This window comes from Bifidobacterium biavatii DSM 23969, assembly GCF_000741165.1.
Taxonomy (GTDB): Bacteria; Actinomycetota; Actinomycetes; order Actinomycetales; family Bifidobacteriaceae; genus Bifidobacterium; species Bifidobacterium biavatii.
The window spans coordinates 14,106-41,047 of sequence record NZ_JGYN01000024.1; the positions used below are offsets into that span (position 1 = coordinate 14,106).

The 26,942-nt window shown below is 62.5% G+C and carries 20 protein-coding genes and 1 pseudogene; 7 read left to right on the plus strand and 14 right to left on the minus strand.

Features of this window, described 5'->3' with window-relative positions; all coding sequences use genetic code 11:
* Nucleotides 1–41 precede the first annotated feature (41 nt).
* Both BBIA_RS08720 and BBIA_RS08725 read left to right on the plus strand, forming a co-directional pair.
* Nucleotides 42–1,175 carry a 3-deoxy-7-phosphoheptulonate synthase gene (locus BBIA_RS08720; RefSeq protein WP_236023638.1) on the plus strand — a complete coding sequence of 378 codons (1,134 nt, stop codon included), beginning with the start codon at nt 42–44 and terminating at the stop codon, nt 1,173–1,175.
* 162 nt (nt 1,176–1,337) lie between these two features.
* Entirely contained in the window at nt 1,338–1,859 is a 522-nt protein-coding gene (locus tag BBIA_RS08725) for an NUDIX hydrolase (protein WP_035138283.1), read from the plus strand.
* Between the two features lie 91 nt (nt 1,860–1,950).
* Here the strand turns inward: BBIA_RS08725 and BBIA_RS08730 are convergent, their stop codons facing one another.
* The 6 genes from BBIA_RS08730 to BBIA_RS08755 form a co-directional block, all read right to left on the minus strand.
* A complete protein-coding gene (locus BBIA_RS08730) occupies nt 1,951–2,658 on the minus strand; it encodes a TetR/AcrR family transcriptional regulator (RefSeq protein WP_051923931.1) in 708 nt (235 codons plus the stop codon).
* 65 nt (nt 2,659–2,723) lie between these two features.
* On the minus strand, nt 2,724–3,341 hold the full coding sequence (locus BBIA_RS08735) for a DUF624 domain-containing protein (protein ID WP_033496606.1): 618 nt from the start codon (nt 3,339–3,341) through the stop codon (nt 2,724–2,726).
* Entirely contained in the window at nt 3,338–4,684 is a 1,347-nt protein-coding gene (locus BBIA_RS08740) for a glycoside hydrolase family 30 protein (RefSeq protein WP_033496604.1), read from the minus strand. Before BBIA_RS08740 ends, BBIA_RS08735 begins: the two co-directional genes overlap by 4 nt.
* An 84-nt stretch (nt 4,685–4,768) precedes the next feature.
* Nucleotides 4,769–6,400 carry a type 2 periplasmic-binding domain-containing protein gene (locus BBIA_RS08745; RefSeq protein WP_033496602.1) on the minus strand — a complete coding sequence of 544 codons (1,632 nt, stop codon included), beginning with the start codon at nt 6,398–6,400 and terminating at the stop codon, nt 4,769–4,771.
* 34 nt (nt 6,401–6,434) lie between these two features.
* Nucleotides 6,435–7,337, minus strand: coding sequence for a carbohydrate ABC transporter permease (locus BBIA_RS08750; RefSeq protein ID WP_033496600.1), 903 nt, complete (start codon nt 7,335–7,337; stop codon nt 6,435–6,437).
* 12 nt (nt 7,338–7,349) lie between these two features.
* Nucleotides 7,350–8,297, minus strand: coding sequence for an ABC transporter permease (locus BBIA_RS08755; protein WP_033496598.1), 948 nt, complete (start codon nt 8,295–8,297; stop codon nt 7,350–7,352).
* 300 nt (nt 8,298–8,597) lie between these two features.
* On the opposite strand from BBIA_RS08755, the gene BBIA_RS08760 reads away from it, so the two are divergent.
* The 4 genes and pseudogenes from BBIA_RS08760 (at nt 8,598) to BBIA_RS08775 (ending at nt 14,353) form a co-directional block, all read left to right on the plus strand.
* Nucleotides 8,598–10,232, plus strand: a complete 1,635-nt coding sequence (locus tag BBIA_RS08760; RefSeq protein WP_033496596.1) for a carboxylesterase/lipase family protein — start codon at nt 8,598–8,600, stop codon at nt 10,230–10,232.
* Nucleotides 10,233–10,322: 90 nt separating this feature from the next.
* The gene (locus BBIA_RS08765) at nt 10,323–11,255 is read left to right on the plus strand and encodes a serine hydrolase domain-containing protein (RefSeq protein ID WP_051923932.1); all 933 of its coding nucleotides are present in this window, start codon (nt 10,323–10,325) and stop codon (nt 11,253–11,255) included.
* A 33-nt stretch (nt 11,256–11,288) separates the two neighbouring features.
* Nucleotides 11,289–11,435, plus strand: a pseudogene (locus tag BBIA_RS15115) (NUDIX hydrolase); the annotation flags it as partial.
* A 56-nt stretch (nt 11,436–11,491) separates the two neighbouring features.
* The gene (locus BBIA_RS08775) at nt 11,492–14,353 is read left to right on the plus strand and encodes a transglutaminase domain-containing protein (protein WP_081892198.1); all 2,862 of its coding nucleotides are present in this window, start codon (nt 11,492–11,494) and stop codon (nt 14,351–14,353) included.
* 76 nt (nt 14,354–14,429) lie between these two features.
* Here the strand turns inward: BBIA_RS08775 and BBIA_RS08780 are convergent, their stop codons facing one another.
* Nucleotides 14,430–15,689 (minus strand): N-acetylglucosamine-6-phosphate deacetylase, encoded by a 1,260-nt coding sequence (locus BBIA_RS08780; RefSeq protein WP_033496249.1) that lies wholly within the window; start codon nt 15,687–15,689, stop codon nt 14,430–14,432.
* A 73-nt stretch (nt 15,690–15,762) separates the two neighbouring features.
* Nucleotides 15,763–16,575 (minus strand): glucosamine-6-phosphate deaminase, encoded by an 813-nt coding sequence (gene nagB, locus BBIA_RS08785; protein ID WP_033496247.1) that lies wholly within the window; start codon nt 16,573–16,575, stop codon nt 15,763–15,765.
* 406 nt (nt 16,576–16,981) lie between these two features.
* On the opposite strand from nagB, the gene BBIA_RS08790 reads away from it, so the two are divergent.
* On the plus strand, nt 16,982–18,121 hold the full coding sequence (locus tag BBIA_RS08790) for an ROK family transcriptional regulator (RefSeq protein WP_033496245.1): 1,140 nt from the start codon (nt 16,982–16,984) through the stop codon (nt 18,119–18,121).
* Nucleotides 18,122–18,259: 138 nt separating this feature from the next.
* Here the strand turns inward: BBIA_RS08790 and BBIA_RS08795 are convergent, their stop codons facing one another.
* From BBIA_RS08795 to BBIA_RS08820, 6 genes are all read right to left on the minus strand, one after another.
* A complete protein-coding gene (locus tag BBIA_RS08795) occupies nt 18,260–19,822 on the minus strand; it encodes a galactose-1-phosphate uridylyltransferase (protein WP_051923933.1) in 1,563 nt (520 codons plus the stop codon).
* On the minus strand, nt 19,819–20,907 hold the full coding sequence (locus BBIA_RS08800; RefSeq protein WP_033496243.1) for a phosphotransferase enzyme family protein: 1,089 nt from the start codon (nt 20,905–20,907) through the stop codon (nt 19,819–19,821). The genes BBIA_RS08795 and BBIA_RS08800 overlap by 4 nt, the downstream gene beginning before the upstream one ends.
* Nucleotides 20,908–21,025: 118 nt before the next feature.
* Nucleotides 21,026–23,275 carry a 1,3-beta-galactosyl-N-acetylhexosamine phosphorylase gene (gene gnpA / locus BBIA_RS08805; protein ID WP_033496241.1) on the minus strand — a complete coding sequence of 750 codons (2,250 nt, stop codon included), beginning with the start codon at nt 23,273–23,275 and terminating at the stop codon, nt 21,026–21,028.
* A gap of 271 nt (nt 23,276–23,546) precedes the next feature.
* Nucleotides 23,547–24,497, minus strand: coding sequence for a carbohydrate ABC transporter permease (locus BBIA_RS08810; RefSeq protein ID WP_033496239.1), 951 nt, complete (start codon nt 24,495–24,497; stop codon nt 23,547–23,549).
* Nucleotides 24,494–25,462 (minus strand): carbohydrate ABC transporter permease, encoded by a 969-nt coding sequence (locus tag BBIA_RS08815; RefSeq protein ID WP_033496237.1) that lies wholly within the window; start codon nt 25,460–25,462, stop codon nt 24,494–24,496. Before BBIA_RS08815 ends, BBIA_RS08810 begins: the two co-directional genes overlap by 4 nt.
* Before the next feature lie 139 nt (nt 25,463–25,601).
* Nucleotides 25,602–26,924, minus strand: a complete 1,323-nt coding sequence (locus tag BBIA_RS08820) for an ABC transporter substrate-binding protein (protein ID WP_033496235.1) — start codon at nt 26,922–26,924, stop codon at nt 25,602–25,604.
* Nucleotides 26,925–26,942 lie beyond the last annotated feature (18 nt).

The window sequence follows — 26,942 nt, forward strand, 5'->3', positions numbered from 1 at the left end:
CGCTCAACACGCCTGAGGAACTGCGCGCCATCCGGCAGGCCATGCGCGAGGGCAAGAACCCGCTCATCGCCACCGACGTGCCGCGCTGGGAGGATCAGGTCGGCGTCGATCGGATCATCAACCGCCGCGTCGTCGAACTCGAACCGCTGCCCACGCCGGCGCAGGTGCTTGCTGAACTGCCGCTCGACGCGGCCGCGCAGGAGATCGTCGCCTACTCGCGCGACGAAATCCGCGCCTGCCTGTACGGTCAGGACGACCGCCTGCTCGTCATCGTCGGCCCGTGCTCCGTGCACGATCCGGCCGCCGCGCTCGACTACGCGAGCCGACTCGCACGCGTGATGAAGGAAGTGGAGGGCGAGCTGCTCATCGTCATGCGCGTCTATTTCGAAAAGCCGCGCACGACCGTCGGCTGGAAGGGACTCATCAACGACCCCGACATCGACGGCACGCACAACATCAAGAAGGGCCTGCTGCTCGCACGCAAGACGCTGCTCGGCGTGCTCGGCGAAGGACTTGCGGCCGCGACCGAATTCCTCGAGCCGACCAGCCCGCAGTTCATCGCCGACGCGGTCAGCTGGGGCGCGATCGGTGCGCGCAACACCGAATCGCAGGTGCACCGCCAGCTCGCCAGCGGCATGTCCATGCCGATCGGCTTCAAGAACGCGACCGACGGATCCGTCAAGGCCGCGGTCAACGGCTGCTACGCGTCCGCGCAGCAGCACACGTTCTTCGGCATCGACCACATGGGCCGCGCGTGCGCGGTCGAAACGCTCGGCAACCCCGACTGCCACGTCGTGCTGCGCGGCTCGATCCACGGGCCGAACTACGACGCCGAATCCGTACGGCGCGCGATGGAGGACATCCGCGCGATGATGCCCGCCGACTCGGCCGCCGCGCACGGGCTCATCGTCGACTGCTCGCACGGCAACTCCGGCAAGGACGAACACCGGCAGGCCGAAGTCGTGCGCGACATCGCGCGGCGCATCGCCGATGGCGAGACCGGCATCACCGGCGTGATGATGGAAAGCTTCATCGAAGGCGGCAACCAGCCCGCCGCGCCGCTCGACCAACTCGTCTACGGCAAGTCGATCACCGACAAGTGCATCAGCTGGCCCGAAACCGAACGGCTCCTGCACGAGCTCGCCGACGCCGTCTCGGCCCGCCGCTGGAAGTGATATTTTTCTCGGCTCCCCTTGCCAGGGGAGCTGTCGAACGCAGTGAGACTGAGGGGGTAGTCAAGCGCCATGACGCCCATCCTTTTGACTACCCCTCAGTCGGCTTCGCCGACAGCTCCCCTAGCAAGGGGAACTTGTGTATAAACACGAAAGGACTTACCTATGCCAACCCCAGATTTCGTACTCGAACTACGTAAGAAAATCGGCCATGATCTGTTGTGGCTGATGGGCGTGACCGGCTGCGTGCTGGATGATTCCGGCCGCATCCTGCTCGGCCGCCGCTCCGACACCGGCGAATGGGCGATGGTCTACGGCATCAACGAGCCGGGCGAGCAACCGGGCGACACGGTGATCCGCGAGATCAAGGAGGAAACCGGCGTGGACGCGGTCGTCACTGATCTGGTCGCCGTGATCTCCTCCGACAAGGTCACCACCTACGCGAACGGCGACAACACCATGTACATGGACCATTCGTTCCTGTGCACGGTCAAGCCGGGCGGCAACGCCGACCCGTTCGTCGGCGACGAGGAAAGCCTCAACGTCGGCTGGTTCGATCTCGACGCGCTCCCCCAGCCGCTCGCCAAGAGCACCGTCGAACGCCTCGCCCTGTTCCGCCGCTACATCGGCAACAAGCGCCACGGCGACGCCCACGCCTTCTTCATCACCGACGGCCAGCTCCACTGACAGGGCTCAAGCCGTTTCGTACATCTCACACGGGCGTCCGCACGGTCTCCCGTACAAATCGGTTCGACTAACCCTTACCGGCTGGCACTGGTTATTGGATCAGCGGTGGATCGTCATGGTGTTCGAGCACGGCCGCGACGATCACGTTGATGGCGTAGCGCGTGTACTCCGCGAGATCGACAGGGCTGTCGTCTTCGGACGTTTCGGTCTCGTCGTTCTCGTCTCCCTGCTGCAGCAGCCACTGATATTGCAGGCCGTCCATGACCGCAATGATGGCCGAGCTCGCCATCTCGGCCTCGGCCATGTTGATGGTGGCCTTGCGTTCCTTGGCCATCTGGACGAACGAGGCCATGAGGTCGTTGCGCAGATCGCGGTAGCGGTCCCGGAAGTACGGCATACTGGTGTTCTTCTTGACGACCGATTCCCCGGACATCATGGTGAACAGACGTACCATGCCCGGATGCTTGGCATTGTCGTCGGCCGTGGCGGCAAGATGGCGGAACCAGTCCTCGCCGTGGTCGATGTGCGTCTGCTCACGCCGCTGGCCGCCAGAAACGTCGCGGTTCTTCACCACTTCCATCAGCAGGGCGCTTTTGGATCCGAAGTGGTGGAGCACGCCGGCCCGCGTGAGACCGGTACGTTCGGCGATCTCTTCCAGCGTCCCGTCGTTGAATCCCTTTTCCGCGAACACCTGCGACGCGGCGGCGATGATCTCGCGTCGCTTCTGCTCGGTTTCCGGGCGGTGCTTGCGGGGTTTGCCCCCGCGGTCGCGTTCATTGTGCTGCGCTTTGTCCTGCATAAATTGACCTACCTACTACGATCATACGATCAGGATTTTCCATACGGCGTTTGCCAGTCATGTCGTCATGGCTGCACTGTTCCCGCACGTGCCCACCGGACGAGCCACACCCTCGCGTAGCATGCCAGTCCGGGGAAGAAGAACAGCGCCACGAACAGCAGCCACGGCACGAACACCACCGACAGCGCGGCTGCCAGCAGCACACATACCATCAACGCGGATTGCAGCACATGTCCGAGGCCGGCACGGACGGCCTCACGGAACAACACCACCACCGGAACGTCCAATGCCGGCCGAGACGCGAGTAGAGGAAACACATTGACGCATGTCAGCATCCACACGGCTCCGACCACGATCAGCGGCATCAGCACGTACTGGTTGCCTCCCGTCAGCATGGAGACACCCCAGTATACGGCAAGCAGCAAGACGAATCCGACGACCACGATCAGCCATGCCGGTACCGCACGCCTCAAAGCACGCAGGTAGGCCGACCGGAAACGGGACACTATCGGCACGGCCCCTTCTTCGATCATGTCGAACCGCACGCGGAACATCGCCGCCGCACTCGTCCCGATCGTAACGATCGGCACGGAGCCGAGCAGGAACAGCAGGCTCAGTTCCATCACCTGCCAGACCAGTTCAAGCGTGCGGTACAGCCTGCCGCCAATGGAAAACAATTTCATCGCATGCCATTATTCTCGTCGTTCCAGACCACGGTCAACGCTGCCTTGGCCGGCATCGTAGCCGTGCACGGCGAACCGTCCATGCCACACACTTCCACAACGACCCGCACGGCATGATCCGCGTCGTTGAACAACACCGCGACCGTCGAACCGTCCGTGTTGCGGCAGGCCAGCGAACGCACGCCGACGGTCTGACTGCTGTCGATACGCACCGCGCCGGGGCGGATGAACTTGCTGAAGTGGGCCAGACCGTAATAGTCCAGCGTGTATTCCACGGTCCGGTCGGTCTGGTCGACGCGCAGCAGACCGCGACAGGTGCTGCGGCCGAAGCCGGGAACGACCGGCCCATTGTGCTCGTCAAGCGCGAGGTTCCACAGGATGAACGATTTCGACCCGTTGCGCAGGATGTCGATGCCGGTGCGCATAAGGTTGCTGAAAGCCGGCTCGAATTCGGGTATCCATTCGCCGCCGGACCCCTCGGTGAAGTACACGTCCTTGTCGGGGAAGATCGCCGCGACGCGTGACTGGCTGACAGGCCGGCCGCCATACCAGTGCCATGCGATGCCGTCAAACGCGTCGAACGCGTCGTCGAGCAGGTTCAGCGGATAGTCGATGCGATCCCAGTTGTGGTCGTAGCCGAACACGCGTGTGTCGAATCCCGCCTTGCGCAGGGCGGGACGCAGGAAGTCACGCACGAAACGCACCTCCCGATCCGCCGGCATCAGCATGCCCGGATAGTGGCCGGGCATGAACAGCGGCTCGTTCTGAGGCGTGACGGCGAAGACCGGAACCCCCTGTTCGGCGTACGCCTGAAGGAACCGCACAAAGTACCGGGCGTACACCTCGTAGCGGTCTTCCTTGAGCTCTCCGCCGATCATGGAACCGCTGGTCTTCATCCATCCCGGTGCGCTCCACGGAGAGGCGATGAGTTTGAGCTGCGGGTTAAGTTCCATGGCCCACTTGGTCAGCGGGATGATGCCGTCCTCGTCGTGATAGATCGAGAAGTGCTCAAGTTCCATGTCCTCGTACCCGTTGGGCATGTCGTCGTAGCTGTAGATCGTACGCGCGTAGTCCGAAGCCCCCATTGGGTTGCGCAGCAACGACAGCCCAATGCCGAGTTTGGGATCAAACAGTTTGGACATCGCGTACGTGCGATCCCCGTCGTCGAGCACCTGACCGATCAGGTGGGCGGATGCGTCGGTGAACGATGCGCCGAATCCGTCGATGCTCTGATGTCGGTGTCCGGGATCGACGGTTATCGTCACGTCGGCGGCGCCGGCTGCGTCCTCTTCGATCGGCGTGAACATGCGTTCCGGTCCATCGGTCATATATATGGTGTTCATGGGATTGGCTTCCTTATGGTCATACATGTTGGGTGTGAGACGTTTCGGGTCTGTCCAGTCACGGGGCAGACCCGAAACGATGGCTTATTCACCGAGCAGCTTCTCGTTGGCCTTGATCTTCTCGTTGCGCACCTTGTTGATGGCGTCGATGTCGTTGTTCTTCAGGAACGTTTTGTATTGGTCGACGATCTTGTCGAATTGCTTGTCTGAACCGGCTCGGATGAGCGAGACCAGCGTGGACGACCATTTGGTCGTGATGGCCGAGTACGAGCGGGCTTCCAGCGTGCCGGCGTCCGGCGCGATGTTCTCGATCTCGTACTGCGGGGTCAGATACTGCTGGTTGTGCTCTTGGAACTGCTTGATGGCGTCGGCGAAGGAGTCCTTGTTGAGCGCCTTGTACCGGTCGTGGCCGAAGAGCACAAACTCGCCCATGCGGTATTCCTTCTGCCATTTTTCGGAGTCGTTCAGGCGGATCTTGTTGGCTTCGGAAGTCCATGAGACGGTGCCGTCGGCGTTCGTCGTGTAGGTCTTGCCTTCGATGCCGTAGTTGACGAGCATTTCGCCGTAGTCGGACAGCAGGTAGGTGAAGATCTGGATGGCCTTGGCCGGGTTCTTGCACTGCTTGGTGATGTAGCTGACGGTCCAGCCGCTCAGACCGGTTTCGCTGAGCGTGGGCTTGCGCCCCTTGGTGCTGCGAATGCCGTCGATGGCGACGTACTGGCCGTCCGGGTCGGTTGAAGCCCACTGCTGCAGGGGCGCGCTCTGGCCGACGAAGCCGGTTACCAGCATGGTGGCGTATTTGCCGGTGCTCTCCTTCTCCTTGAAGGTATCGCCATCATCGGCGAAGCTGTCGTCGGAGATGTTGCCATCCTCGTGCACCTGCCGTAGCGTTTTGAGCCAAGTCAGGTAATCGTCGTCCATCTGCCGATCGTAGAACGTGCCGTCCTTGCTCAGGGTGGGCACGCCGAGCATGTTCTGCAACACAGTGTCGAGCGAGCTGTTGCCGCCGCTGAAGTCGTTGAATCCGAACGGCACGAGGTCGGGGAACTTCTCCTTGATGGCCTTCATGCCGGCGATGAACCCTTCGGGCGTGGTGAAGTCCTGGTCGCCGATGGCGGCGAGCACGTCCTTGCGGATGACGAACGCCTGCGAGGTGTGGATCATGCCTGACTTATAGTCCTCGGACGTGTTGGAGTACGAAGGGTATCCGTGTGTCTTGCCGTCGGAGAGCTTGAACCAGTCAAGCGTCTCCTTCTTGGCGACCTTCATGAAGTACGGGTCGTATTTCGCAGCAAGGTCCTGCAACGGGTACGACCAATTCTTCGCGGCCTTGGCAACGCGCGACGTACTATCGAACACGGTGATTACGTCGGGCAGGTCGCCACCGGCGAAGTACGTGTTGAGCTTGGTGTCGTCGCCCGTGACGAACTTGATGTCGACGTTAAGGTCCTCCTTGATTTTCTTGGTGATCAGGTCCTGCCCGAACGACTTGTTCCACCAGTCGGCGTTCACGTACCAGGTGAGCGTGTTGTCCTTGGACGTGTCCGACTGCCAGGCCGGCTTGTCCGCAGAGAGCGTGTACGCGGGGTCAGGCAGGGCGTCGACCGTGTTCGTGGTGTAGGCGTTGTCGACGCCGCAGGCGGCCAGCGGGGCGACCATTGCCATCGCGGCCAGACCCGCGATGAGAGTTCGGATGATGCGATTGCGCTTCTTCATTGCTGTGCTCCTTGCTTCCGTTAGCGTCTCAGTCTCAGCCCTTGACCGCGCCGAGCATCGTGCCGCCGACGAAGTATCGCTGCACCAACGGGTAGAGCACAAGGATCGGCACGATCGTGATGATGATGGTCGACAGGCGCACGCCTCGCGTGGTGGTATCTAGCACGGCGGAGGCCATGTTGCCGTTCTCGGACGCGGCCTGCGACTGCATGATGATGTTGTATAGGCGCATCTGCAGCGGGTACAGCTGCTCATTGTTAACGTACAGTTTCGTGGTCATGAAGTCGTTCCACTGGGCGACGCCGTGGAACAAGCCGATCGTGGCCAGTCCGGGCATCGATAGCGGCAAGATGATCGAGGAGAAGACGCGCCATTCGCTCGCGCCGTCGATCTTCGCGGATTCGATCAGCGATTCGGGGATCTGGCGGAAGAAGTTCATCAGGATGATCACGTCGTAGTAGCTGAACAGCGCGGGGATGATGTACACCCAGAACGTGTCAAGCAGGCCGAGCGACTTGATGAGCAGGAACGTGGGGATCATGCCACCGCCGAAGAACATGGTGATGATGCCCATTGCCGAATACAGCTTGCGGCCCTTGAGGTACGCTTTGCTCATCGGGTAGGCGAACAGCGCGCAGAACAGCGTGTGCGCGACCACACCGACCGCGGTCTTCGCCACGGAGATGAGCAGCGCGTTCCACATGCCGCCGTCGGTGAACACGGCCTTGTAGTTGTCGAGCGTGAACTTGTCAGGCACCAGCGCGAGTCCACCGGTCGAGCCAGACGCGGAGAACGATGCGACGACGATGTTCCACACAGGCACGGCAATCAGCAGCGTGAAGATGACCAGTAGTGTGCAGTTGACCACGTCAAATGCACGGGAGGAGTGGCGGATGCGACGCTTGGGATCGAGCGCGAGCGATTTGTCTTGTACCATGATGCTGCTTCCTTACAGTACCGACTGGTTGTCGTTGATTTTCTTGGTGACCGCATTGGTGACGACCAGCAGGATCGCGGAGATGATCGAGATGCCGAGGCCGACCGCGGTGGCGTAGGAGAAGTCGCCTTGCGTCATGCCCATGCGGTAGACGTACGAGTTGATGACCTCGGCCTTGGACTGGTTCTGCGAGTTCATGAGCACGAGGGTCTGGTCGAGGTTCGAGTTGAGGATACCGGAGACCGACAGGATCAGGTTGAGCGTGATCATGTTGCTGATGCCGGGCAGGGTGATGTGCCAGATGCGCTTGATCTTCGACGCGCCGTCGAGTTCTGCCGCCTCGTACAGGCTCTGGTCGATGCCGGCCATGGTGGCCAAGTAGAGGATCGTGCCCCAGCCGGCCTCCTTCCACACATCGGACAGCGACGCGATGCCCCAGTACTTGTCGGCGTCGAGCAGATAGTTCGCGCCAGCATCGATGCCGAAGACGTGCAGCGTCGAGTTCAGCAGGCCGTTGGAAGACAGCCAGCTGATCAGCATGCCACCGAGGATGATCCAAGAGAAGAAGTGCGGCAGGTAGGTGATGGTCTGCACGATCTTCTTGAACGGCTTCCACGGCACCTCGTAGATCATCACGGCGAGGATGATCGGCAGGATGAATCCGAGGACGAGCTTGATGACGCTGATGCCCAGCGTGTTGACGACGGAATCCCAGAAATAAGAGTCACCGAGGATGATCTTGAAATTGTCGAGTCCGATCCATGGGGCGTCGCCGATCGTGTCCACCACGGTGTAATTCTTGAATGCCAGCACCAATCCGTAGATCGGGATGTAGTTGAAGATGATCATGAAGATGATGCCAGGCAGCACCATGATCTGTAACTGCCACTGGTAGAAGAAGCCCTGCCACCAGCGCGCGAACCGCACGCCCAACGACGCACGTTGCTCCGCAACAGCCATGCCTATTCCTTTCCTTGTCTCGTGGATGCGCGACAGCGGTGCCACCTTGGCTTTCTCTACATTGAGGGAATCCACTGCGCTTCGACATCTGAAGTATATTACTCAGAGTAATCGAAGTCAAATCCATGAATCGCGGCAGATTATCACTATTTTTCGTTGAAATTTCAGCTTTTTAGTCATATATACACCCACGCCGCAAAAAACACGTTAAACTTACTGTCAGTAACTCAATATTAGTTGTTCCTTGCCATGCCCACATACGGCAACGGGCGGAACAATCGCAGACCAAAGGAGGAAACCATGCGCCCAGCAGCTGCACGGCGGGCACGCCACAAGCCGACAACCTCTGAGGACCCAACCGTTGTATCCACGCGATACGGCCTGCTGAAAGGCCTTTGCACGGTCAACAACAAGGGCCCGGAGGACCTCGTCGAATACCGAGGCATACCCTATGCCGAACCGCCGGTAGGAGCGTTGCGCTGGAGACCACCGCAGGATCTCAAACCCTGGAAAGGCGTGCGCGAAGCCTATCACTACCAACCCATGCCCATGCAGGACCTCGAATCCGACATTGAACCGTGGTGCTCCGACTTTTACTACGGAACCGTTCCGCAGACGAGCGAGGACTGCCTCTACCTCAACATCACCACCACACAGTCCGCGTTGATCGACACGACCAAACGGCCGGTTTACGTATGGTTCCACGGAGGAAGCCTCGACAAGGCGTATGCATACGAGCAGGAAACAAACGCCGCGGCTTTTGCAGCCCACGGAATAGTCGTCGTCAGCGTCGAGCAACGACTTGGAGCTTTCGGCTATCTCGCCCTAGAGCAATTATCAAATGAACAGGGCCATAGCGGCAACTACGGTCTGATGGATCAGATCAAGGCCATGCAATGGATAGTCGACAATATCGCGGCCTTTGGCGGAGATCCATCCAGCATCACCATCGGCGGACAATCGGGCGGCACTACCAAATGCATGGCGATGGCGACCTCTCCCAAGCTGTCCGCACCAATACGGGGCATGATTCTCGAAAGCGGGTTGAAATGGACCGATACCTATCAATCCCAATCAGCTGCCGAACAACGAGGAGCCATCTATCTCCACGATCTCGGCCTCACCCCAGACATACCGCTGGATAAGCTACGCTCCATGAGCGCCGAACAGCTCATGGATACCGACAGTGCAGGCTGGACGGGCCATATAACGCAGGATGACAATTACATTGTCCATGCATCGGCGGCCGATGCGATACGCGCCGGGGCACTCGACTCGATCAACATACTCACGGGCACCAACTACGGCGAAGGTGACAACCACGGAATCATCACGGCGCAGGATTTCTACGCCCACTATCGGCAACTACTTGGAGACCTATACGACGAATATGACTTCAGAAACCTTGTCACCGTCACCGACCAGACCGCAGCGTATACTGCGCGTGAATTGGAAACATACGGGCTCGGCACCAACGGCGGCAGGAATTTGATGGTCGCCCGCGCCTTCGGCAGGATGATGAACAGACGCATCGGCAGCAAACAGGCCACATACGCCTATGTGTTTTCGCACATCACCCCGCAAAGCATTGGTGACATCGGCACCGTCCGGTCCCGAGCAGCAAACTGGGCATGGCATTCCAGCGAACTGTGGTACACCTTCGACTCGCTGGATGCCGGCGTGCCGCCGACACGTCAATGGACCGCCTACGACCGAATTCTGGCCAAGCAAGTCAACGCCTATTGGTCCAACTTCATCAGGACCGGCGTTCCCAATGGTCAATCCGAGGGAATCCCATTGCCTGCATGGCCTAAAGCCGACGACTCGCTGGGCTACATCGATCTGGGCGATGGCATACAGGGTCATGTCAAGGAATCCTCACGACTGGAGCAGCTTCTCGACGAATACGCCACCAAGGCATTCGAACTGGGCTGAATCAACAGCGAAAGCCGACGATTCAGCGGAGCCTTCATCACCGCTCCGGCCACCATCACACATCAGCACATCAACGAAAGGAAACCAATCATGGACGAAACAGCACACATCGCCGATCTCATCGCGACCCGCACACAGGAACGACACCTGAACGTGTACTACATACAAACACGACGAGCCGGAAAAATCACCGCCGACTTGCACCGACTTCCACGCAAAACCCGACTGAACATGTACTCCGTCAGCAAAAGCGTCACATCCATCGGCGTAGGACTGGCCATTCAGGAAGGATTGACCGAACTCGACGAACACATATGCGACGCCCTTCCCGAATACGTTCCAGACAACCCCAGCACCAATCTTCAAGCGGTCACCGTGCGAGACCTGCTCACCATGAGCTCCGGGCTTCGCGATCCGCTGTTCTTCTCGGAGGACGAGAACCGATACCGGGTTCATGACTGGATCTCGTACTTCTTCCATGCCGATTTCGCGAACCAGCCGGGTACACGGTTCCTGTACAGCAATTTCAACACCTACATCGCCAGCTGCATCGTGGAACGACGGGCAGGACAGAATCTACTGAACTACCTGCGCAACCGTCTGTTCGAGCCTCTAGGCATCGGCAATCCGGACTGGACACTCTGCCCGCAGGGTCACGTCCACGCCGCCAACGGCCTATACCTCACCATCGACGAACTCGGCAATTTCGGACAGATGCTCTGCCAGAACGGTGTCTTCAACGGTCTGCATCTCGTCGACGAACGATATGTACGGGATGCGACGACCAAACACATCGACACCGACCCAGACCATAAGGAAAAAGCGAGTCACTCATACGGATACGGATACCAGTTCTGGATGGCGCCGTGGCCGGGAGCCTTTCTCTGCGACGGCAGATACGGCCAATATTGTCTCGTCATCCCCGACCAGGAAACCGTAGTCAGCATCATGTCGATGGACCCCAATTACGGCGAGATACGTGACATCATGCTGGACAGTACCGCCGAAGTGCTCGCACTCTAAGCTTGGTCCATACCCTTCCTAAAGCCCGACGGCAACGTCGGCTGGTTCGATCTCGACGCGCTCCCCCAGCCGCTCGCCAAGAGCACCGTCGAACGCCTCGCCCTGTTCCGCCGCTACATCGATAACAAACGCCACGGCGACGCCCACGCCTTCTTCATCACCGACGGCCAGCTCCACTGACGACACGAAAACGTCGTCCCGCTCATGAGCCGCCAATCCACGTATGCTGGTGGCTCATGAGTATGTTTCCCCTTCTCGACGGCGAGCTGCGCGAGTATGCCGACCGCCGTTTCGCCGAACGAGCCGATCTGATCGCCAAGCTTCCTGCGGCATCGTCGCTGATGGATACGTTGTCCGGCGACCGACTGACGCTGATGCGGCTCGCCTACGGCACGCCGCCGGCCAACGATGTCATCGACTGCGATCCGTCCGTGCTGCTCTCGTTTGCGGACCATGCGCTGATGCTGCGTCGCACGATGTCGTGGACGCGCGATCTGCCGGTCGACCTGTTCGTCCATTACGTGTTCTGGCCGCGCATCAACAACGAAGCTTTAGCCGACTGCCGCCCGCTGTGCCACCGCGAACTGATCGACCGCGTGCGGGGGCTTGACGCCACGCATGCGATGCTCGAAACGAACTACTGGTGCGCCGAGCACGTCACTTATCATCCGTCCGACAACCGCACGCTCAACGCGATCGGCGCGTTGAACCTCGGCCTCGGCCGTTGCGGCGAGGAGTCGACGCTGCTGGTCACCGCGCTGCGTGCGATCGGCATTCCGGCCCGGCAGGTGTACACGCCGCGCTGGGCGCATTGCGACGACAACCATGCGTGGGTGGAGGCGTATGTGGACGGCCATTGGCACTTCCTCGGCGCGTGCGAGCCGGAGGAGGTGCCGGACCGCGGCTGGTTCGACAAGGCGTCGACGCGTGCGATGCTCGTGCATGCGCGCGTGTTTTGCGATTTTTCCGAGGGCAACGTCGACGCGTCGGCGAGCGCGGGCGGCGACGGCACGATGCTGCTGTGCAATCTGACCGCCGACTATGCGCCGACGACCGATCTTGCGGTGACCGTAACGGACGGCGACGGACGGCTGGTTGTTGGCGCGAATGTGGCGTTCGAACTGCTGAACATGGCTGAATACTACCCGATCGCGACCGCGGTCAGCGACGGTCAGGGCCGCGCCTGTATGACGCTCGGCAAGGGCAGCATCCGCGTGCACGTCAGCCACGACGGCACGTTCGCCGACGTCATCGTCAACACCGCCGACACCGATGCCGTCACCGTCGTCCTGTCGTCTCGACAAAACGTTTCTTCATTGTCATCTCGACCGAGCGCAGCGAGTGGAGAGATCCTGCCACCCGCCACCTCCTCCGCCCCATCCTGGCACCCCATCGACCTTATCGCTCCCCCAAGCGGCACGCCGCGCAGCCTGCCGCTCACCGACGAACAGCAACGTCGTACCATCGAACGCCGTGCGCAAGCCGAATCGATGCGCGCCGCACGCGTGGCCGGATTCGCCAATCTCATCGACGCAACAACACGTCAGGCGTTGGCCGATCGGTACCGGTCCGTGTCATCCAACGCCGCCGGCATCATCCCGTCCCTGTTGTCCTCCGCCGGTGCGAACGCGCCCGTCATCGCCGGATTCCTGCTCGCCGACACGGATGCCGATCCCGCCGTCGCCGACCGCGACCGTCTCGCTATGCTGTCGGCGTTGAGTGTCAAGGACCTGTGCGACGTATCCGCAGCCGCATTGGACGATGCCGTTCGTTCGGCCGCCGCAATACGCGACTATGCGCTGGATACCGCTCTCTCCGACGTTCCGGAATCCGACCGATATGATCGGTACGCGCGGTACGTACTCGACCCGCGCGTCGGATACGAGCCGCTGGCCGGCGACCGCACACGACTGCAGGCCATGCTCGAGCGGACGGTCGACACGGTTACGTTGCGCGCCCAACCGCAGTTGGTCCGGCAGTATCTGCTTGATCATATCGATGCGCAGCGGTCCGCAGAGGAGACGCCCGAGCCGATCTCCCCCACCGGTATGCTGACGGCCGGCATTGGCACGCCGCGTTCGTTGGACACCGCGTTCGTGACCGTCTGCCGCGCGCTGGGCATACCGGCGCGGTTCGATCCGCAGACCGGCGAACCCGAGTATTTCCAAGGCGATGCGTTCCATCATCTGCCTGTAATGCACGAAGCCGATAATGCTGATGCCTCCACCGAACGAATGGCGGCGCTCACCGTCGTCGCGCCGGCCGGCGGACACCCCGCGTACGGTACAGATTGGAGTCTCGGCCGGCTGGTCGACGGTGCGCACGGCACCGATTTCGCCTCGCTCGACCTGTGGGAGCGAGCTTGGGACAACGACCGTATGACGTTGAGCGTCGAGGCGGGACTGTATCGGCTGATCACCACGGTCCGATTGCCGAACGGCGGTCAACAGACCAACGAGACGACGTTCCGACTGGATGCCGGCGAGGTGCGGGCTGTGACGCTGGTGATGCGCGAGCCGAGCGAGGACGAGTTGCTGGAGCACATCGTCGTCGATGATGCGACGTTCCACGCAACGACGTGCGATGATACGAGCGCGGCCGATGACGGAACCGAGACGGCATGCGATCGCCGCGCCGGTCACAACAGCTCAGATGAAACGCGGCATCTGTCGCAACTGCTGCCCGATCGTGCGATCGTGGCGATCCTCGACGCGCACGGTTCGGAGCCGAGCATTCACGTGCTCGACGAGCTGATCGCACGTCTGCATCGCGGTACGCACGATGACGGTTCCGCCGATGATGCTACTGCCGGCAAGGTCCCCGATATTCCGGTCGTGTTCGCCGCCTGTCCGGTCGACGCGCCGTTGAGCGCCACATTGCGTTCAATGTTCGACCGTCTCGACGGCGGCTCCCCCATCGTGTGGCGGTGCGATGAGACGACCTACGAGCGGCTGACGCGCGGCATGTACGTCGACCCGGACAAGCTGCCGATGATTCTCGTCGCCCGCAAGGACGGCGACCGCATCATTGGCGTCTACGCCTCCACCGGTTACAACGTCGGCTCCGTCGACCTCGCCTTCCGCCTCGCAGCTAAATGAACAACGGCCGGATAAACGACGATGGCGTCGGATATGCGGATATCCGACGCCATCCCGTGAGGCTGCGAACCGCGGATTACTTGAGCTTGCGGCCGGCGCACCAGACCTCTTCGACCTGCCAGGTGGCCGGGTCCGTGAGCAGCAGGTCGGCGGCGTATCCGGGGGCGATCAGGCCGAGCGGCGCGCCGGTGACCTTGTTCGGCCGGTCGAGGCCGAGCGCATGAGCCGGGGTGAGCGTCGCGGCTTCCACGGCTGCGGGCGCGTCGAAGCCGAGCTCGAGCACCGCACGCTGCACGGCGACCTCCAGCAGCAGCGTCGAACCGGCGATCGCGCCGTTGGAGACGAGCCGGGCATGGCCGTCGACCACGTTCACGTCGAGCGCGCCGAGCTTGTACGCGCCGTCCGGGCAGTCGGTGGCGGCCATCGCGTCGGTGACGAACGCGATGCGGTGCGGCGCGAACCCGAAGCCGAGCTTGACCATCGGGTTCTGCACGTGGAAGCCGTCGTTGATGAGTTCGATGGTGACGCGCGGGTCCTCCACGGCCGCCGGGATCGGACCCGGCTTGCGGTGGTGCAGGCCGTTCATCGCGTTGAACATGTGCGTCATGATGCCGGCGCCCGCGTCGAAACCGCGCTTGGCGGTCTCGTAGTCGGCGTCGCAGTGGCCGACCGCCGGCACGACGCCGGCCGCGGCGAACTGCCTGATCGCGCCGATGCCGTGCGGCAGTTCGGGCGCGATGGTGATCTGCCGGATGCAGCCGTCGGCCGCCTCAAGCAGTTCGTCGACGAGTTCGGGCACCGGATCCTTCAAGCATTCAGGATCGTGCGCACCCTTGCGGGCGAGCGCGAGGAACGGGCCTTCGAGATGCGCGCCGAGAATGTCCGGACGCTCGTCCATCTTGGCGCGCACGTTGCGCACGTTGCGTTCGATCACGCCGACCGGGTTGGTGATGAGTGAGAGCACCTGACGGGTCGTGCCGTGCACGGCGTGGCCCGCGCGCGCAACGTCGATGCCGTCCGGGCCGTCGTCGAACGACTTCTCCCATGCGCCGTGCGCGTGAATGTCGACGTATCCCGGGGTGAGCAGCCGACCGTTGGCGTCGATGATCGCCGCATCGTCGGCCGGATCGATGCCGACGGAACGGCAGGCGGATTCGAACGATTCCTCGTCGGTGCCGGTGGCGACGATCACGCCCTGCGCGTCGGCGACGACCCAGTAGTGGTCCTGCACGCCGCGCGCGTCGATCTTGCGCGCCCGGTGAATGGCGACGGGCGACGACTTGCCGGTCAGCGCGGCCGTAACGCGGGCGACGGTCTGTTCACGAGATTCAGTCATGCGACTTCCTTTCCATGCACTTCCATGTACGCGAAACGGGCTCCCCGCGAGGAGCCCGTCAGCACACTACGGATCAGATGCCCTGCCACGCCGGCTTGTGCTCGAACGCGTAGCGATAGTAGTCCTTGTGGCGCAGGCGGGACGCGGCGTCCTCGTCGATGATGACGGTCGCGTGCGGGTGCAGCTGCAGTGCGGAGGCCGGGCAGAACGCGGACACGCCGCCCTCGATGGTCTCCTCGATGGCTTCGGCCTTGCCCGAGCCGAACGCGAGCAGCACGAGATGACGGGCCTTGAGGACCGTGCCGATGCCCTGCGTGATGCAGTGGGTCGGCACCTGGTTGATGTCGTTGTCGAAGAAGCGTGCGTTGTCGACGCGGGTCTGCTCGGCGAGGGTCTTCACGCGCGTGCCGGACGCGAGGGAGGAGCCGGGCTCGTTGAAACCGATGTGGCCGTCGGTGCCGATGCCGAGGATCTGCACGTCGATGCCGCCCGCGGCCTCGATGGCCGCGTCGTACGCAGGACCGGCGGCGGCGATCTTGTCGCCGTCCTCGAGCGGCGCGCCGTCGAGCACGTCGCCGGGCACGTGGACCTTGGCCGGGTCGAGGCCGAGTGGCTCGACGACCGTGCGGTGAATGGTGGAATGGTAGGACTCCGGGTGGGTCAGCGGCAGACCGAGATACTCGTCGAGCGCGAAGCCGCGCACCTGCGAAACGTCGATCGACTCCTCGTGCACGATCTTAGCGAGCGCCTTGTAGGCGGCCAACGGGCTGGATCCGGTGGCAAGGCCCAGCACCGCGTTCGGCTTGGCCTTGATGAGGTCCGCGACGCAGCGGCCGTAGATCGCACCGGCTTCGTCCTCGTTCTTGACGATGATGACTTCCGTCATTGGAGCATCCTTTCCTTCCTGCGGTGCCGTCCGATCATGCACGGACGCGCCCGGGCATACGACACCGGTACTTATTTCACTGTTTGCGTGGGGTTGCCGACCTGCAACGACATCATCGACATCCTTAATTGTTAATAATACTTACATAATTGAAAATCCGCCATCTATCGGCGTTTATCGGACTGTCGTCGTGGTTTTGGACTGTACAATAGAAAGACAGTTTGTCAAAGATGACCTGCCATTGACGCCGCACAGCCGCCCCAGTCGCCTTCATCGTATAATGCAACACGCGGAAGGCGGCCGAACCGAACGGCCCTGCCAACGCCAAGCAGCAGACCATCGCACCATAACGGACGGCACGCGCAGCACAACGCACACCAGCGCATACGGACAGGGAGCAGCGATCATGAACGACTATATCCGCGCGGCATTCCCGCTGCACACCCCGGGCAAAACCGCCAAGGCCAGCCCCTCCGACGTGCGCCGCAACAACCGTTCGCTCATGTTCGGCCTGTTGTTCCCCGAAAACAGCTATTCGCGCGCCGAGCTCGGCCGGCTCACGGGACTGTCCCGCGTGGCCGTCTCCGACGTGGTCAACGACATGCTCGACGAGGGCCTCATCCGAGAAAGCGGCCACGAGTCGTCCACCGGCAAGGGCAAGCGCGGCACGCTGCTCAGCATCGACACGACCCGGCTTCGCGTCATCAGCATCGACCTGTCGCAGGCGCATCTGATCCAGGGCGCGGTCACCGACCTGCTGGGGCGCCCCCAGCGGCGCATGGAAATCGCGCTCGGACCAGACAGTCCCGTCAGCACGGACGCGATCGTCCAGCTCGTCGACCAGCTGGCCACGGACACGCTCGAAGCGGTCATCGGCATCGGCATCGCAGCTCCGGGCGTCATCCAGTCCGGCGTAATCCGCGATTCCACGGCGCTCGGCTGGCACGACGTCGACCTGCGCGGCATGCTGGAATCGCGGTTCGACGTGCCGGTCGTCATCACCAACGACGTGATCAGCTCCATGCTCACGGAACGGTTCTTCGGACAGGCCGGTCCGAACCTGCTGTTCGTCAAGTTCGGCCGCGGCATCGGCTCGGCCACGCTCATCGACGACGTGACGGTGGTCGGCGAACACCATGCGGGCGGCGAAATCGGCCATATCTCCATCGACCCGGAACGCGGCCCGCTCTGCCCGTGCGGCAAGCGCGGCTGCCTGGAAATGATGATGACGCCCGAGGTGCTGCGCGAGCTCATGCGCGAAGCGTCCAAGGACGAACGTCCGATGATCATCCGGCAGGCAGCGGAGCGTTTCGCCTCGGCACTGGCGATGCCGGTCGGCCTGCTCGACATCGCCGACGTGTGCGTGTACGGCCCGCCGGACATCATCAACACCACGTTCCTTGAAGCCGCGCAGCAGCGTTTCGATCTGACTACGGCGTCGTCGTTCCACGCGCACACCGTCATCCGCCGCTGCCAGTGCGGCGCCGACATCACGCTGCGCGGCGGCGCCATCGCCGTAGTGCGCGACCACATCGAAAACCGCTGACGGGCATCGGCATACCAACATCGCACGCGATCGGCTCGGAGCGCAATGACGGCGGGGAACCTGCGTACAGGCTCCCCGCCGTCATATTGTCGGGATATTGTCCCGCCACCGCCAGCGCGGACGCGGCATCAGGAACCATCAATGGGCATGCCGGGCGAATCCAATCTCTTCAAGGAACGTCAGCGCCTGCTCCTTGCATTTGAACACGGCCGTGTTGCCGAGGATACGCTCGCAGATGCTGCCGAGTTCGTCGCGCACGGCGGCACGGATCACGTCGCGGTCGCGCGAACCGTCCAGAGCCTCGGTCAATTCGTTCCACACCAGCGTAAATTCGCTCACCTCATCCGGCAGCGGACGGCCTTCGGCGAGCGCGTCCTCGATCAGACCGAGCTGGCCGACGAGCCGGCCGGGCAGGATGAACAGTCCCTGCGCTTCGATGAGTCCGATCGGCTCCTGCTTGACCGGCCAGAATTTCGGGTGCGCGTGGAATATGCCCTCGGGGTACTCGTCGCTGACCGCGTTATTGCGGAAGATGAGGCTCATTTCGTAGCCGCGGACAGTTTTGATCACGCTGGGCGAGAGCGCGGACTGGCGGTTGCCGTCCGCATCGTGGCTGGCGATGCCGGCCTGGGCGTCGTCGTAGTCGACCCATGCCTCGCGGATCATGTCGGCGACGTCGACGATCGCGCCGCGTGAGCGGGAGACGACACGGATCGCAGTACCCGGCCAGTCGAGGATCTCGACGGTCGCGTCCGTGCGGTTCGGCGGCGTGAGCGTCGCCCATGTCGCGGCCTTGAACATCGGCAGGATCTCGCCGCCACCCTGATAGTGGTCGTGGGCGAGCACGGAGCCGCCGATGCGTGGCAGGGCGGCGTTGCAGCCGAGGAAGTAGCCAGGGAACCGGTCGACGAAGTCGAGCAGGTGCCCGAACGTGTCGCGGTCGACGTGCATGGGCGTGTGCCGCATGTTCACGCAGATGCCGTGCTGGTCGAAGTAGCCGTACGGCGAGAACTGCCAGAACCACGGTTCGCCGCCGAGCGTGACGGGGATGGTGCGCAGCGTGCGCTTGGCGCGTCCGGCGAAGCCCTCGTTCTCGTGGCAGATCGTGCATGCCGGGTATCCGCCGGCGACGGCGTTGCCTGCCGCGGCTTTCTTCATGTTCTTGAATTCGGGTTTGGCGAGGTTGATGGTCACGGTCAGGCCGTGCGAGTCGAAGCGCGGGTTGCGGCCGAGCGCGGCGCGTTTGACGTAGTCGCCGTTCGCGCAGTAGTCGTAGAACCAGCGCATCGCGTCCATGCCGCCGCGCGGGGCGGCGTCCGCGGGTTCGTCGTCGTCCGTCACGGTGTTGCCGGAGCGTTCGATCGCGGCGAACCGGCGCTGGATCGCGGACGGCGCGGCGCACAGCGCGCCCATGATCGCGTCGGCCGTGTCAGCCCAGTCGTCGACGTCGATCAGTCCGGCCGCGAGCAGCGCGTCGCGCAGCGCGGCGAGCAGTTCGTCGACGTCGCGGCCGTTCGCAGTCGCGCCGGTCGGCCGGTAGGAGGACAGGCCGAATCGCGCGAAGATGCGGTTGCGCGTCCAGTCGGCGTCGCGCGCGTCCAGTTCGAGCCTGAGCCGCGCGTGGTCGACGAGCGCGTCGATCGCCGCGTACACGGCGTCGTGCGCGACGTCGTGCGCCGCGGTGTTCCGTACGTCGCTCATCGGCGATCGCCGCCTTCCATCACGTCGGCGACGATGGCGCGCATCTCGTCGGCGCGCGCCTCCATCTCCTGCACGAGCTTGATCTGCGTGCGTGAGCGGACGAGGTTGTGTTCGGGGTATTTGGTGGCGAAGTACACGTCGCCGGCGATGTAGTCGGCGAGGAACCGCATGCCGCATTCGAGCGTCATCATCATCGCGCCCATGGGCAGGAGTTCGGCTTCGCGCGGCGTGATGCTGTCGCGCAATTCGCCGACGAATCCCTCCGTGTACGCGCGGAACAGTTCGGGGCTGAAATGCACTTTGCTGAGGTCGGGCTCGTCCTCGAGTGCGGTGGAGGCGCCGAAACGGATCGAATCTCCGAAGTCGTAGAGCATGGAGCCGGGCATGACGGTGTCGAGGTCGATGATGGCGCGCGCCTTGCCGGTGGTCTCGTCCATGAGGATGTTGTTGAGCTTGGTGTCGTTGTGCGTGACGCGCAGCGGGATCGTGCCGTCGGCGAGCCCGTCGGTGATGGTCGCGACCATGCCGGCGTGGCTCATGTAGAACGCGATCTCGTCGGGGCAGGTTGCGGCGCGTCCGCTGGCGTCGGCGGCGACGGCGGCCTTGAAGTCCTCGAAGCGGTGGGGCGTGTCGTGGAAGTGCGCGATGGTTTCGGTCAGTTCGGACGCGTCGAAGTTGGCCAGGCTATTCTGGAATGCGCCGAATGCGGCGCCGGATTCGCGGAACACGTCGGCGTTGGGCACGAGGTTGTAGGAGACGGTGCGTTCAATGAAGTCGAAGACGCGCCACGCTCCCCCGTCGTCCGCTTTGAACCATGTCGCGCCGTCGCGCGTGGGGACGATGTCGAGCGTTTCCTGTCCGCGTTCGCGCAGGAAGGCGGTGACGAGTTCGATGTTGCGCATGAGATGCACGGTGTCAGGGAAGATGGACGTGTTCATCTTCTGCAGAATGTAGCGTCGCCGGTCAGTGACCACCAGATACGTGGTGTTGATGTGGCCGTCGCCGTATGGTTCGATGCTGCCGACCGTTCCCTCAAGCTGGAAACTGGCGGCGATGTTGGCGAGTGCGGCGTCATGGTCCGTCATGGTGTCCTCTTTTCCGTGTGTTCTTGCGTATAGAGCGTAGTATGGCCCGTCGCATGCCGGGAGTGGATGGAGCGGCGTGCGGCGGGCCGGTCTTGGTTGGCAGGCCGACCGGTCTGTTTTAGATGCGCCGCCAGGCGATGGCGCTGGCGTCGAGGCTGAAATGCTCGCCGGTACCGTCGGGCAGGGTCACGTCGGTAGCTTGCGCCCGATCGGTGTTGTTGATCACGCAATACCAGCCGGACTTGGGGAAGCACGCGACCTCGCATTCGGGGTTGGTGGAACTGTACGCCGCATACCGGTCCTCGTGATGACTCGCGTAGAACAAGATGCGTTCGAGCAGTCGCGCGTTCGCGGCCGAATACGGCAGGCCGGACACATACACGCCGCGTCCCTTGCCATACTCGTTGACCGCGAGCTGCACCTGGCCATGATCCGCACGCAACAAAGTCACCTGTTCGTTGACCGGGAACGTGTTCAGGATCGGCTCGCCGAAATCAATACCACCAAGCGGCGCCTTGCCCTGGCCACCACCGCACCCCGACAAGGGGATGCGATAGCCGGCCCGCTCCCACGCCTCGCGTGCGGCCGGGTCAACATGCACGTCAGCGGTGATGAAATGATCCGCCGTGACGGGCGGGAAATACTTATCGACCGACAAGGTCTGATAACGTTCCTCATCCACGCCGAAGATGTCAGCCAACTGGAAGAAGCGCCCCTGATGCCATTGCGCACTCGGTTCGCCCACGCCAACGAGCGCACCGCCGGAACGCACCCACGCACGCAAGGTTTCCGCAAGGCGCGGGTCCTTCGCCCAGATGTCACCACCCGAATACGCGGTGTCGACCGGACCACCAGTGATGATCACGTCCACGTCGTCGTCCACGCCATGTTCAAGCACGTCGTCGAAACTAATGAACCGCACGTTGACGCGCATGCCGGACAGCGATTCAAGGATCCCGTAATACGAAACCGTCTGCTTGTTCGGCAAAGCGTGCGCAACCGTGTACGCCATCCACGAACGCATCCTGCCCCAAGAGTTCAGGATCGCAACGTTCAACTCGCCCTCGGCCGGCTCTCCCCCGGTCTTCTCATGAATGTCACGGAACTCGTCGGCGATATGCATGACCGCGTCCACGAACTTGGGGAACTTCGCGGCCAGCGACAAGTAACCGCCGTAACCCATGCGCGCGATCGGACTCCTCAGAATCGCGCGACGAGCCTTACGCCAGTTGTCCCACGCCTCAATGCTCGGATCGTTACCCTCATAGAACGTGTCGGGGAAGAAGTACGGCAGGAACCGGCCCTCGGTGTACTTGACGCCCTTGATATCAGCGATCATACGCGTGGTGGTACCATCACCGATCGAACCAACCACCGCGTCGAGGCCAAGATCCGCGAAACCATCCTTGTACGGTTCGGTCCCGATCCACTGATCACCCAAAAACATCATGGCTTCCTTGCCCGCCGCATGCGACATATCAGCAAGCCGCTTCACGTTCTCGCGCACGAAACCGGACAGGAAGTCGATCCAATCACGCTGCGCTTTGCCAGGCACGCGCCACGCCGAGTTATAACAACCCTCGTCCACGAAATCCTCCGCACGCAGACGATACCCGTATCGCTCCTCGAAATCATCGAGCGCGCGCGGCGAGACGGTGCATGAGCAGCCGAACCAGTCAACAATCTTCTCCCTGTGCTTCGGGTCGAAGATCAGCGTGAACTGGTAGAAAAACGTGGTGAACCGCACCACGTCCGTGTCGGGGTTCTCCTCGAGCCATTTGGCGAACGTGTCGAACACGAACTTACGAGTGGCCGGATGATAGATGTCGAACGGAATCTCGTGTTCCTTGTCGCCCCAGTCGTTGGTGAGGTGATTGTACATTTCGACCGGGTCCCAAATGATGTACGCGAGGAACGAGACGGTGTACTCGTGCATCGGCGTCGCGCCGGCGACGCTTACCGTGTGCGCGTCGGTGTGCACCTCCCACCGTTCGGTATCGACCACTTCGCCCGTGGTGCGGTCGATGACCTCCCAGTATTTGGCGGGGTTCGCATCGTAGTTCGGGGTCAGCTGCTCGGCGAAGAAGCCCTCCATCAGGTCGATCGACACGTGGTCGGTTTCGGCGAGCACGCGCTGGGTAAGCAGGTAGACCTGAGGGGTCTCGTCCATGTGCAGGGTGATCCACTCGTTGTGCGCGCGGGTCGGGAAGTACGCGCTGTAGATCTTTTTGCCGAGCTTGCGCACGGCGTCGTCGAGCTGCGTGCCGTCCGAGTTGCGGATCGCGTCCGCGCCCCATAGTTCGGCGAGTTCCTTGGTCTTCTCGGCGAAGTTCGATTCGCTCGGAAGGGTGAAGCGTCCGGTGGTCATGAAGTATTGCTCCTTTGCAAGTTCCCCTTGGCCCCCTCTGACGAGGGGGCTGTCAGCGTGGCTGACTGGGGAGAGAATATGTGTTGAACGTATCGGGTATTGACTACCCCTCAGTCAGCCTGTGGCTGACAGCTCCCCTGGCAAGGGGAGCAAGGGAGAGTCCGCAATTACGGACTCGCGCCACGCGCGAGACTCAATGCTGCCTTCGCTCGCCTATCGGTTCGCTCAGGCTGAGCCTACAGACAGCCCACTGGGCTGTCTGCTTAACGGCTCAGCCCTTGACCGCACCTGCGGCGAGGCCGGCCTGCCAGTAGCGCTGGAGGCCGAGGAAGAGCACGATCACGGGCAGCACGCCGAGCAGCGCGCCCATCATCAGGGCGCCGCGCTCGTTGAACGTGGCAAGCGAAACCATGCCGTACAGGCCGAGCGTGACGGGCTTCAACGTGTCCGCCGAGATCATCATGAGTGGCAGCAGGAAATTGTTCCATGTCGCAACGAACAGGAACAGGAAGATCGTCACCATCGCCGGCGCGAGGATGCGCAGCACGATCGTGAAGAAGATTCTCGCCTCGCTGGCCCCGTCGATGCGCGCGGCTTCAAGCAGTTCGTTCGGCACCGAGGTCTGCGCGTACACGCGGCCGAGGAAGAAGCCGAACGGCGAGACGCAGCACGGGATGATGACGGCGAGCATCGTGTCGGTCAGGTGCATCGCGTGGAAGATCGAATACTGCGGGATGGTCAGCAGCGCGGCTGGCATGAGCATGCAGCCCATGATGACGCCGATGGCGAGGTTCTTGCCGCGGAAGTTGAACTTGGCGGTGGCGTAACCGGCCATGACGGCAACGAGCGTGCCGACGGCTGCCGAGACGCCCGAGTAGATCAGCGAGTTGAGCACCCAGCGCCAGAAGTTGCCGCGCGTCCAGCCCAGCAGCTTGCCGTAGTTGGTGGCGATCGCGTTCGGCAGCTGGTCGAGTCCGACGGCGAACCACAGGCCGTTGCTGCCGGTCATCTGGCTGGGCGTCTTGGTGGAGGCGATGATCGCCCAGTAGATCGGGAACAGGAAGTAGATGAGCGTGAGCACCAGTACGACGATGGTGACGGTGCGCACGGCCACGGACGGCTGCATGGAACGGGGCAGGTCGTTGGCGTGCAGGTCGCGGATGCGGTCGGCCTTTCTGCGCGCGCGCAGGGCGGCGCGCTCCTGTGAAGTCATGCTGCTCATTCCTGGTTCACCTTCCTTTCGGCGAGGGCGTACAGCGCGGCGAGAATGCCGGCGATCAGCGCCATGACGATGGCGATGGCCGACGCGGGACCATCGCCGCTCGGAGTGAGGGTGCCGCGCGAGGTGTAGAGGGCCATCATCATCGGCGTGAACGACTTGGAGATGCTCGGATCGGACACAGACATGATCTCGGGCTCGTTGAACAGCTGGATGGTGCCGACGATCGACAGCAGCATGGCAAGCAGGGCGGCGGCGCGTACGTTCGGCAGCTTGATGCGCATGGCGATCTGGAATCCGTTCGCGCCGTCGATGCGGGCGGCCTCGTACAAGTCGTGCGGGATGGCCTGCAGCGCGGCGAGGAAGATCAGCATGTTGTAGCCGGTGAACGTCCAGGTAGTGATATTGGCCATCGAGCCGATTACGATGTTCTTGGCGAAGAAGTCGACGTTAATGCCGATGGCCGCGAGTCCCTTGACGATCGGCGAGATCTGGCCGTTGTACAGGAACACCCAGATGATCGAGGCGACCACGCCCGGAATGGCATACGGCAGGAAGTAGCCGAGGCGGAACACGGTGACGCGCTTGACGATGAACGAGTCGAGCAGCATGGCGAGCGCCAGTGCGGCGATGATCATGAACGGCACCTGGATGAGCGTGTAGAGCAGCACGCGGCCGATGCCAGACCAGAACGCGGCGGAGGTGACGACGTACTGGAAGTTCTGGAGGCCGACGAACTTGTTGACGAGCTTGCCGCCGCCGTACGCGCCGCCCCCTTCGGCGACCTGGCGGAAGAAGCTGGAATAGATGGCCCAGACGATGGGCAGGATGAAGACGAGCACGAACAGGATGGCGAACGGGGCCATGAAGGCCCAGCCGGTGCGGTTCTCGCGCTTGGCGGCGTCGGAACGCTTCGGCTTGGATGATCCGGCCCTGGTCACGTTCGCCGCATGCGTGGTGTCAGTCATGGGAACGACCTTTGCTTTCGGACTGGGGAATACGATGCGATTCATAAGGAAAGGCCGGAGCGTTGGACTCCGGCCTTGCTTCAGATGGTGTGGGAACGGCTGTCATCTGCCGGAAAAGGCCCGGTCAGCAACCCATGCGTCACTCCTTGACGGACAGGTTGAGGTTCTTCAGCGTGTCGATGGAGGTTGTCTGTGCGACGGAGAAGATGTCCTCGACCTTGCCGGAACCGTCGACCGCCTTGGCCGCGGTCGTGTTCATCGCGGCGGCGACAGCGGAGAAGCCCGGCATGTAGGTGAAGTCGCCCATGTTGTTGTTCGCGGTCTTGAACTCGGCCATGATGTCCTGGCCGCCGAAGAACTCGGCCCACTTCTCGGGGGTTTCGGCGTCGGCGGTGGTGGCGGCTGGCACGAGGCCCTGGGAAACGAGGTCGGAGATCTGGGTGTTGAACCAGTCGAGGAACTCCATCGCCTCCTTCGGATGCTTGGAGGTCTTGAGCACGGCCACGCCGGAGCCGCCGTCGGGGCCGGTCTTGCCGGCGTTGCCGAACCAGTCGCCGAGCTGGGTGACCTGCCAGTCACCGGCGCCGGTATCGCCGGCGGAAGCCATGAACAGCGGGGCCTCCCATGCGGCGGCGACGGTGCCGATCAGCGAGCCGTCCTGCAGCGAGGCATCGAAGGAGGCGTCCCAACGGGCGTTGGTGGTGGCGGCCTTCGCGTCGATGAGCTGCTGGTAGAGATCGGCGACAGCCTTGGAGCCGTCGGTCTCGGTGTTGACGACCCACGCGTCGTCCACGACCTTGTACCAGCCACCGGAGGCTCCGGCCAGGCCGGAGATCATGTTGCCGGCCTCATCGGGCTGATAGGACATGATGTACTTGCCCGCGGCCGCGGCCTTCTTGGCGGAGGCGATCATCTCGTCGGCGGTCTTCGGCACGGTGATGCCGAGCTTGTCGAATTCGGCCTTGTTGTAGAAGTAGACGAGCGGGCCGGTGTCCTGCGGCAGGCCGAAGTACTTGCCGCCGACCTGCATGAGGGAGTACGGGCCGGACGCGAAGTGGTCCTTGTACTGCTCGGCGTATTCGGTGACGTCCTGCAGCATGTCCTTGGTGAAGACCTCGGGAAGCTCGGCGTAGCCGACCTGCGCCAGATCGGGCGCGTTGTCGTTCTTGACGTCGGTCTCGAGCTTCTTGATCATTTCGGAGGCCTTGCCGTCGAATTTGGTGGCTTTGACCTGGATCTCGGGATGTTCCTTGTTCCACTTGGCGACGATGTCGTTGACGAGCACCATGCCGTCGTTGTCGGGCAGGCGGTGCATGTAGGTGATGTTCACCACGCCACCGTCAGACGAACCGCCATCGGACGCATTATTGTTGGTGCTGGTGTCGGAGCCGCAGCCCGCGAGTCCCATCGACAGTGCCGCAACGGCCGAAAATCCAGCCAGTAGCCTCTTCTTGTTCACCATGATTCCACTCCTCTTCGA

Bases quoted from the DNA above. Each gene is read 5' to 3' on its own strand.
- BBIA_RS08720 (WP_236023638.1), top strand. From the start codon at position 42: ATGCGCGAGGGCAAGAACCCGCTCATCGCCACCGACGTGCCGCGCTGG.
- BBIA_RS08725 (WP_035138283.1), top strand. From the start codon at position 1,338: ATGCCAACCCCAGATTTCGTACTCGAACTACGTAAGAAAATCGGCCAT.
- BBIA_RS08730 (WP_051923931.1), bottom strand. From the start codon at position 2,658: ATGCAGGACAAAGCGCAGCACAATGAACGCGACCGCGGGGGCAAACCC.
- BBIA_RS08735 (WP_033496606.1), bottom strand. From the start codon at position 3,341: ATGAAATTGTTTTCCATTGGCGGCAGGCTGTACCGCACGCTTGAACTG.
- BBIA_RS08740 (WP_033496604.1), bottom strand. From the start codon at position 4,684: ATGAACACCATATATATGACCGATGGACCGGAACGCATGTTCACGCCG.
- BBIA_RS08745 (WP_033496602.1), bottom strand. From the start codon at position 6,400: ATGAAGAAGCGCAATCGCATCATCCGAACTCTCATCGCGGGTCTGGCC.
- BBIA_RS08750 (WP_033496600.1), bottom strand. From the start codon at position 7,337: ATGGTACAAGACAAATCGCTCGCGCTCGATCCCAAGCGTCGCATCCGC.
- BBIA_RS08755 (WP_033496598.1), bottom strand. From the start codon at position 8,297: ATGGCTGTTGCGGAGCAACGTGCGTCGTTGGGCGTGCGGTTCGCGCGC.
- BBIA_RS08760 (WP_033496596.1), top strand. From the start codon at position 8,598: ATGCGCCCAGCAGCTGCACGGCGGGCACGCCACAAGCCGACAACCTCT.
- BBIA_RS08765 (WP_051923932.1), top strand. From the start codon at position 10,323: ATGGACGAAACAGCACACATCGCCGATCTCATCGCGACCCGCACACAG.
- BBIA_RS08775 (WP_081892198.1), top strand. From the start codon at position 11,492: ATGAGTATGTTTCCCCTTCTCGACGGCGAGCTGCGCGAGTATGCCGAC.
- BBIA_RS08780 (WP_033496249.1), bottom strand. From the start codon at position 15,689: ATGACTGAATCTCGTGAACAGACCGTCGCCCGCGTTACGGCCGCGCTG.
- nagB (WP_033496247.1), bottom strand. From the start codon at position 16,575: ATGACGGAAGTCATCATCGTCAAGAACGAGGACGAAGCCGGTGCGATC.
- BBIA_RS08790 (WP_033496245.1), top strand. From the start codon at position 16,982: ATGAACGACTATATCCGCGCGGCATTCCCGCTGCACACCCCGGGCAAA.
- BBIA_RS08795 (WP_051923933.1), bottom strand. From the start codon at position 19,822: ATGAGCGACGTACGGAACACCGCGGCGCACGACGTCGCGCACGACGCC.
- BBIA_RS08800 (WP_033496243.1), bottom strand. From the start codon at position 20,907: ATGACGGACCATGACGCCGCACTCGCCAACATCGCCGCCAGTTTCCAG.
- gnpA (WP_033496241.1), bottom strand. From the start codon at position 23,275: ATGACCACCGGACGCTTCACCCTTCCGAGCGAATCGAACTTCGCCGAG.
- BBIA_RS08810 (WP_033496239.1), bottom strand. From the start codon at position 24,497: ATGAGCAGCATGACTTCACAGGAGCGCGCCGCCCTGCGCGCGCGCAGA.
- BBIA_RS08815 (WP_033496237.1), bottom strand. From the start codon at position 25,462: ATGACTGACACCACGCATGCGGCGAACGTGACCAGGGCCGGATCATCC.
- BBIA_RS08820 (WP_033496235.1), bottom strand. From the start codon at position 26,924: ATGGTGAACAAGAAGAGGCTACTGGCTGGATTTTCGGCCGTTGCGGCA.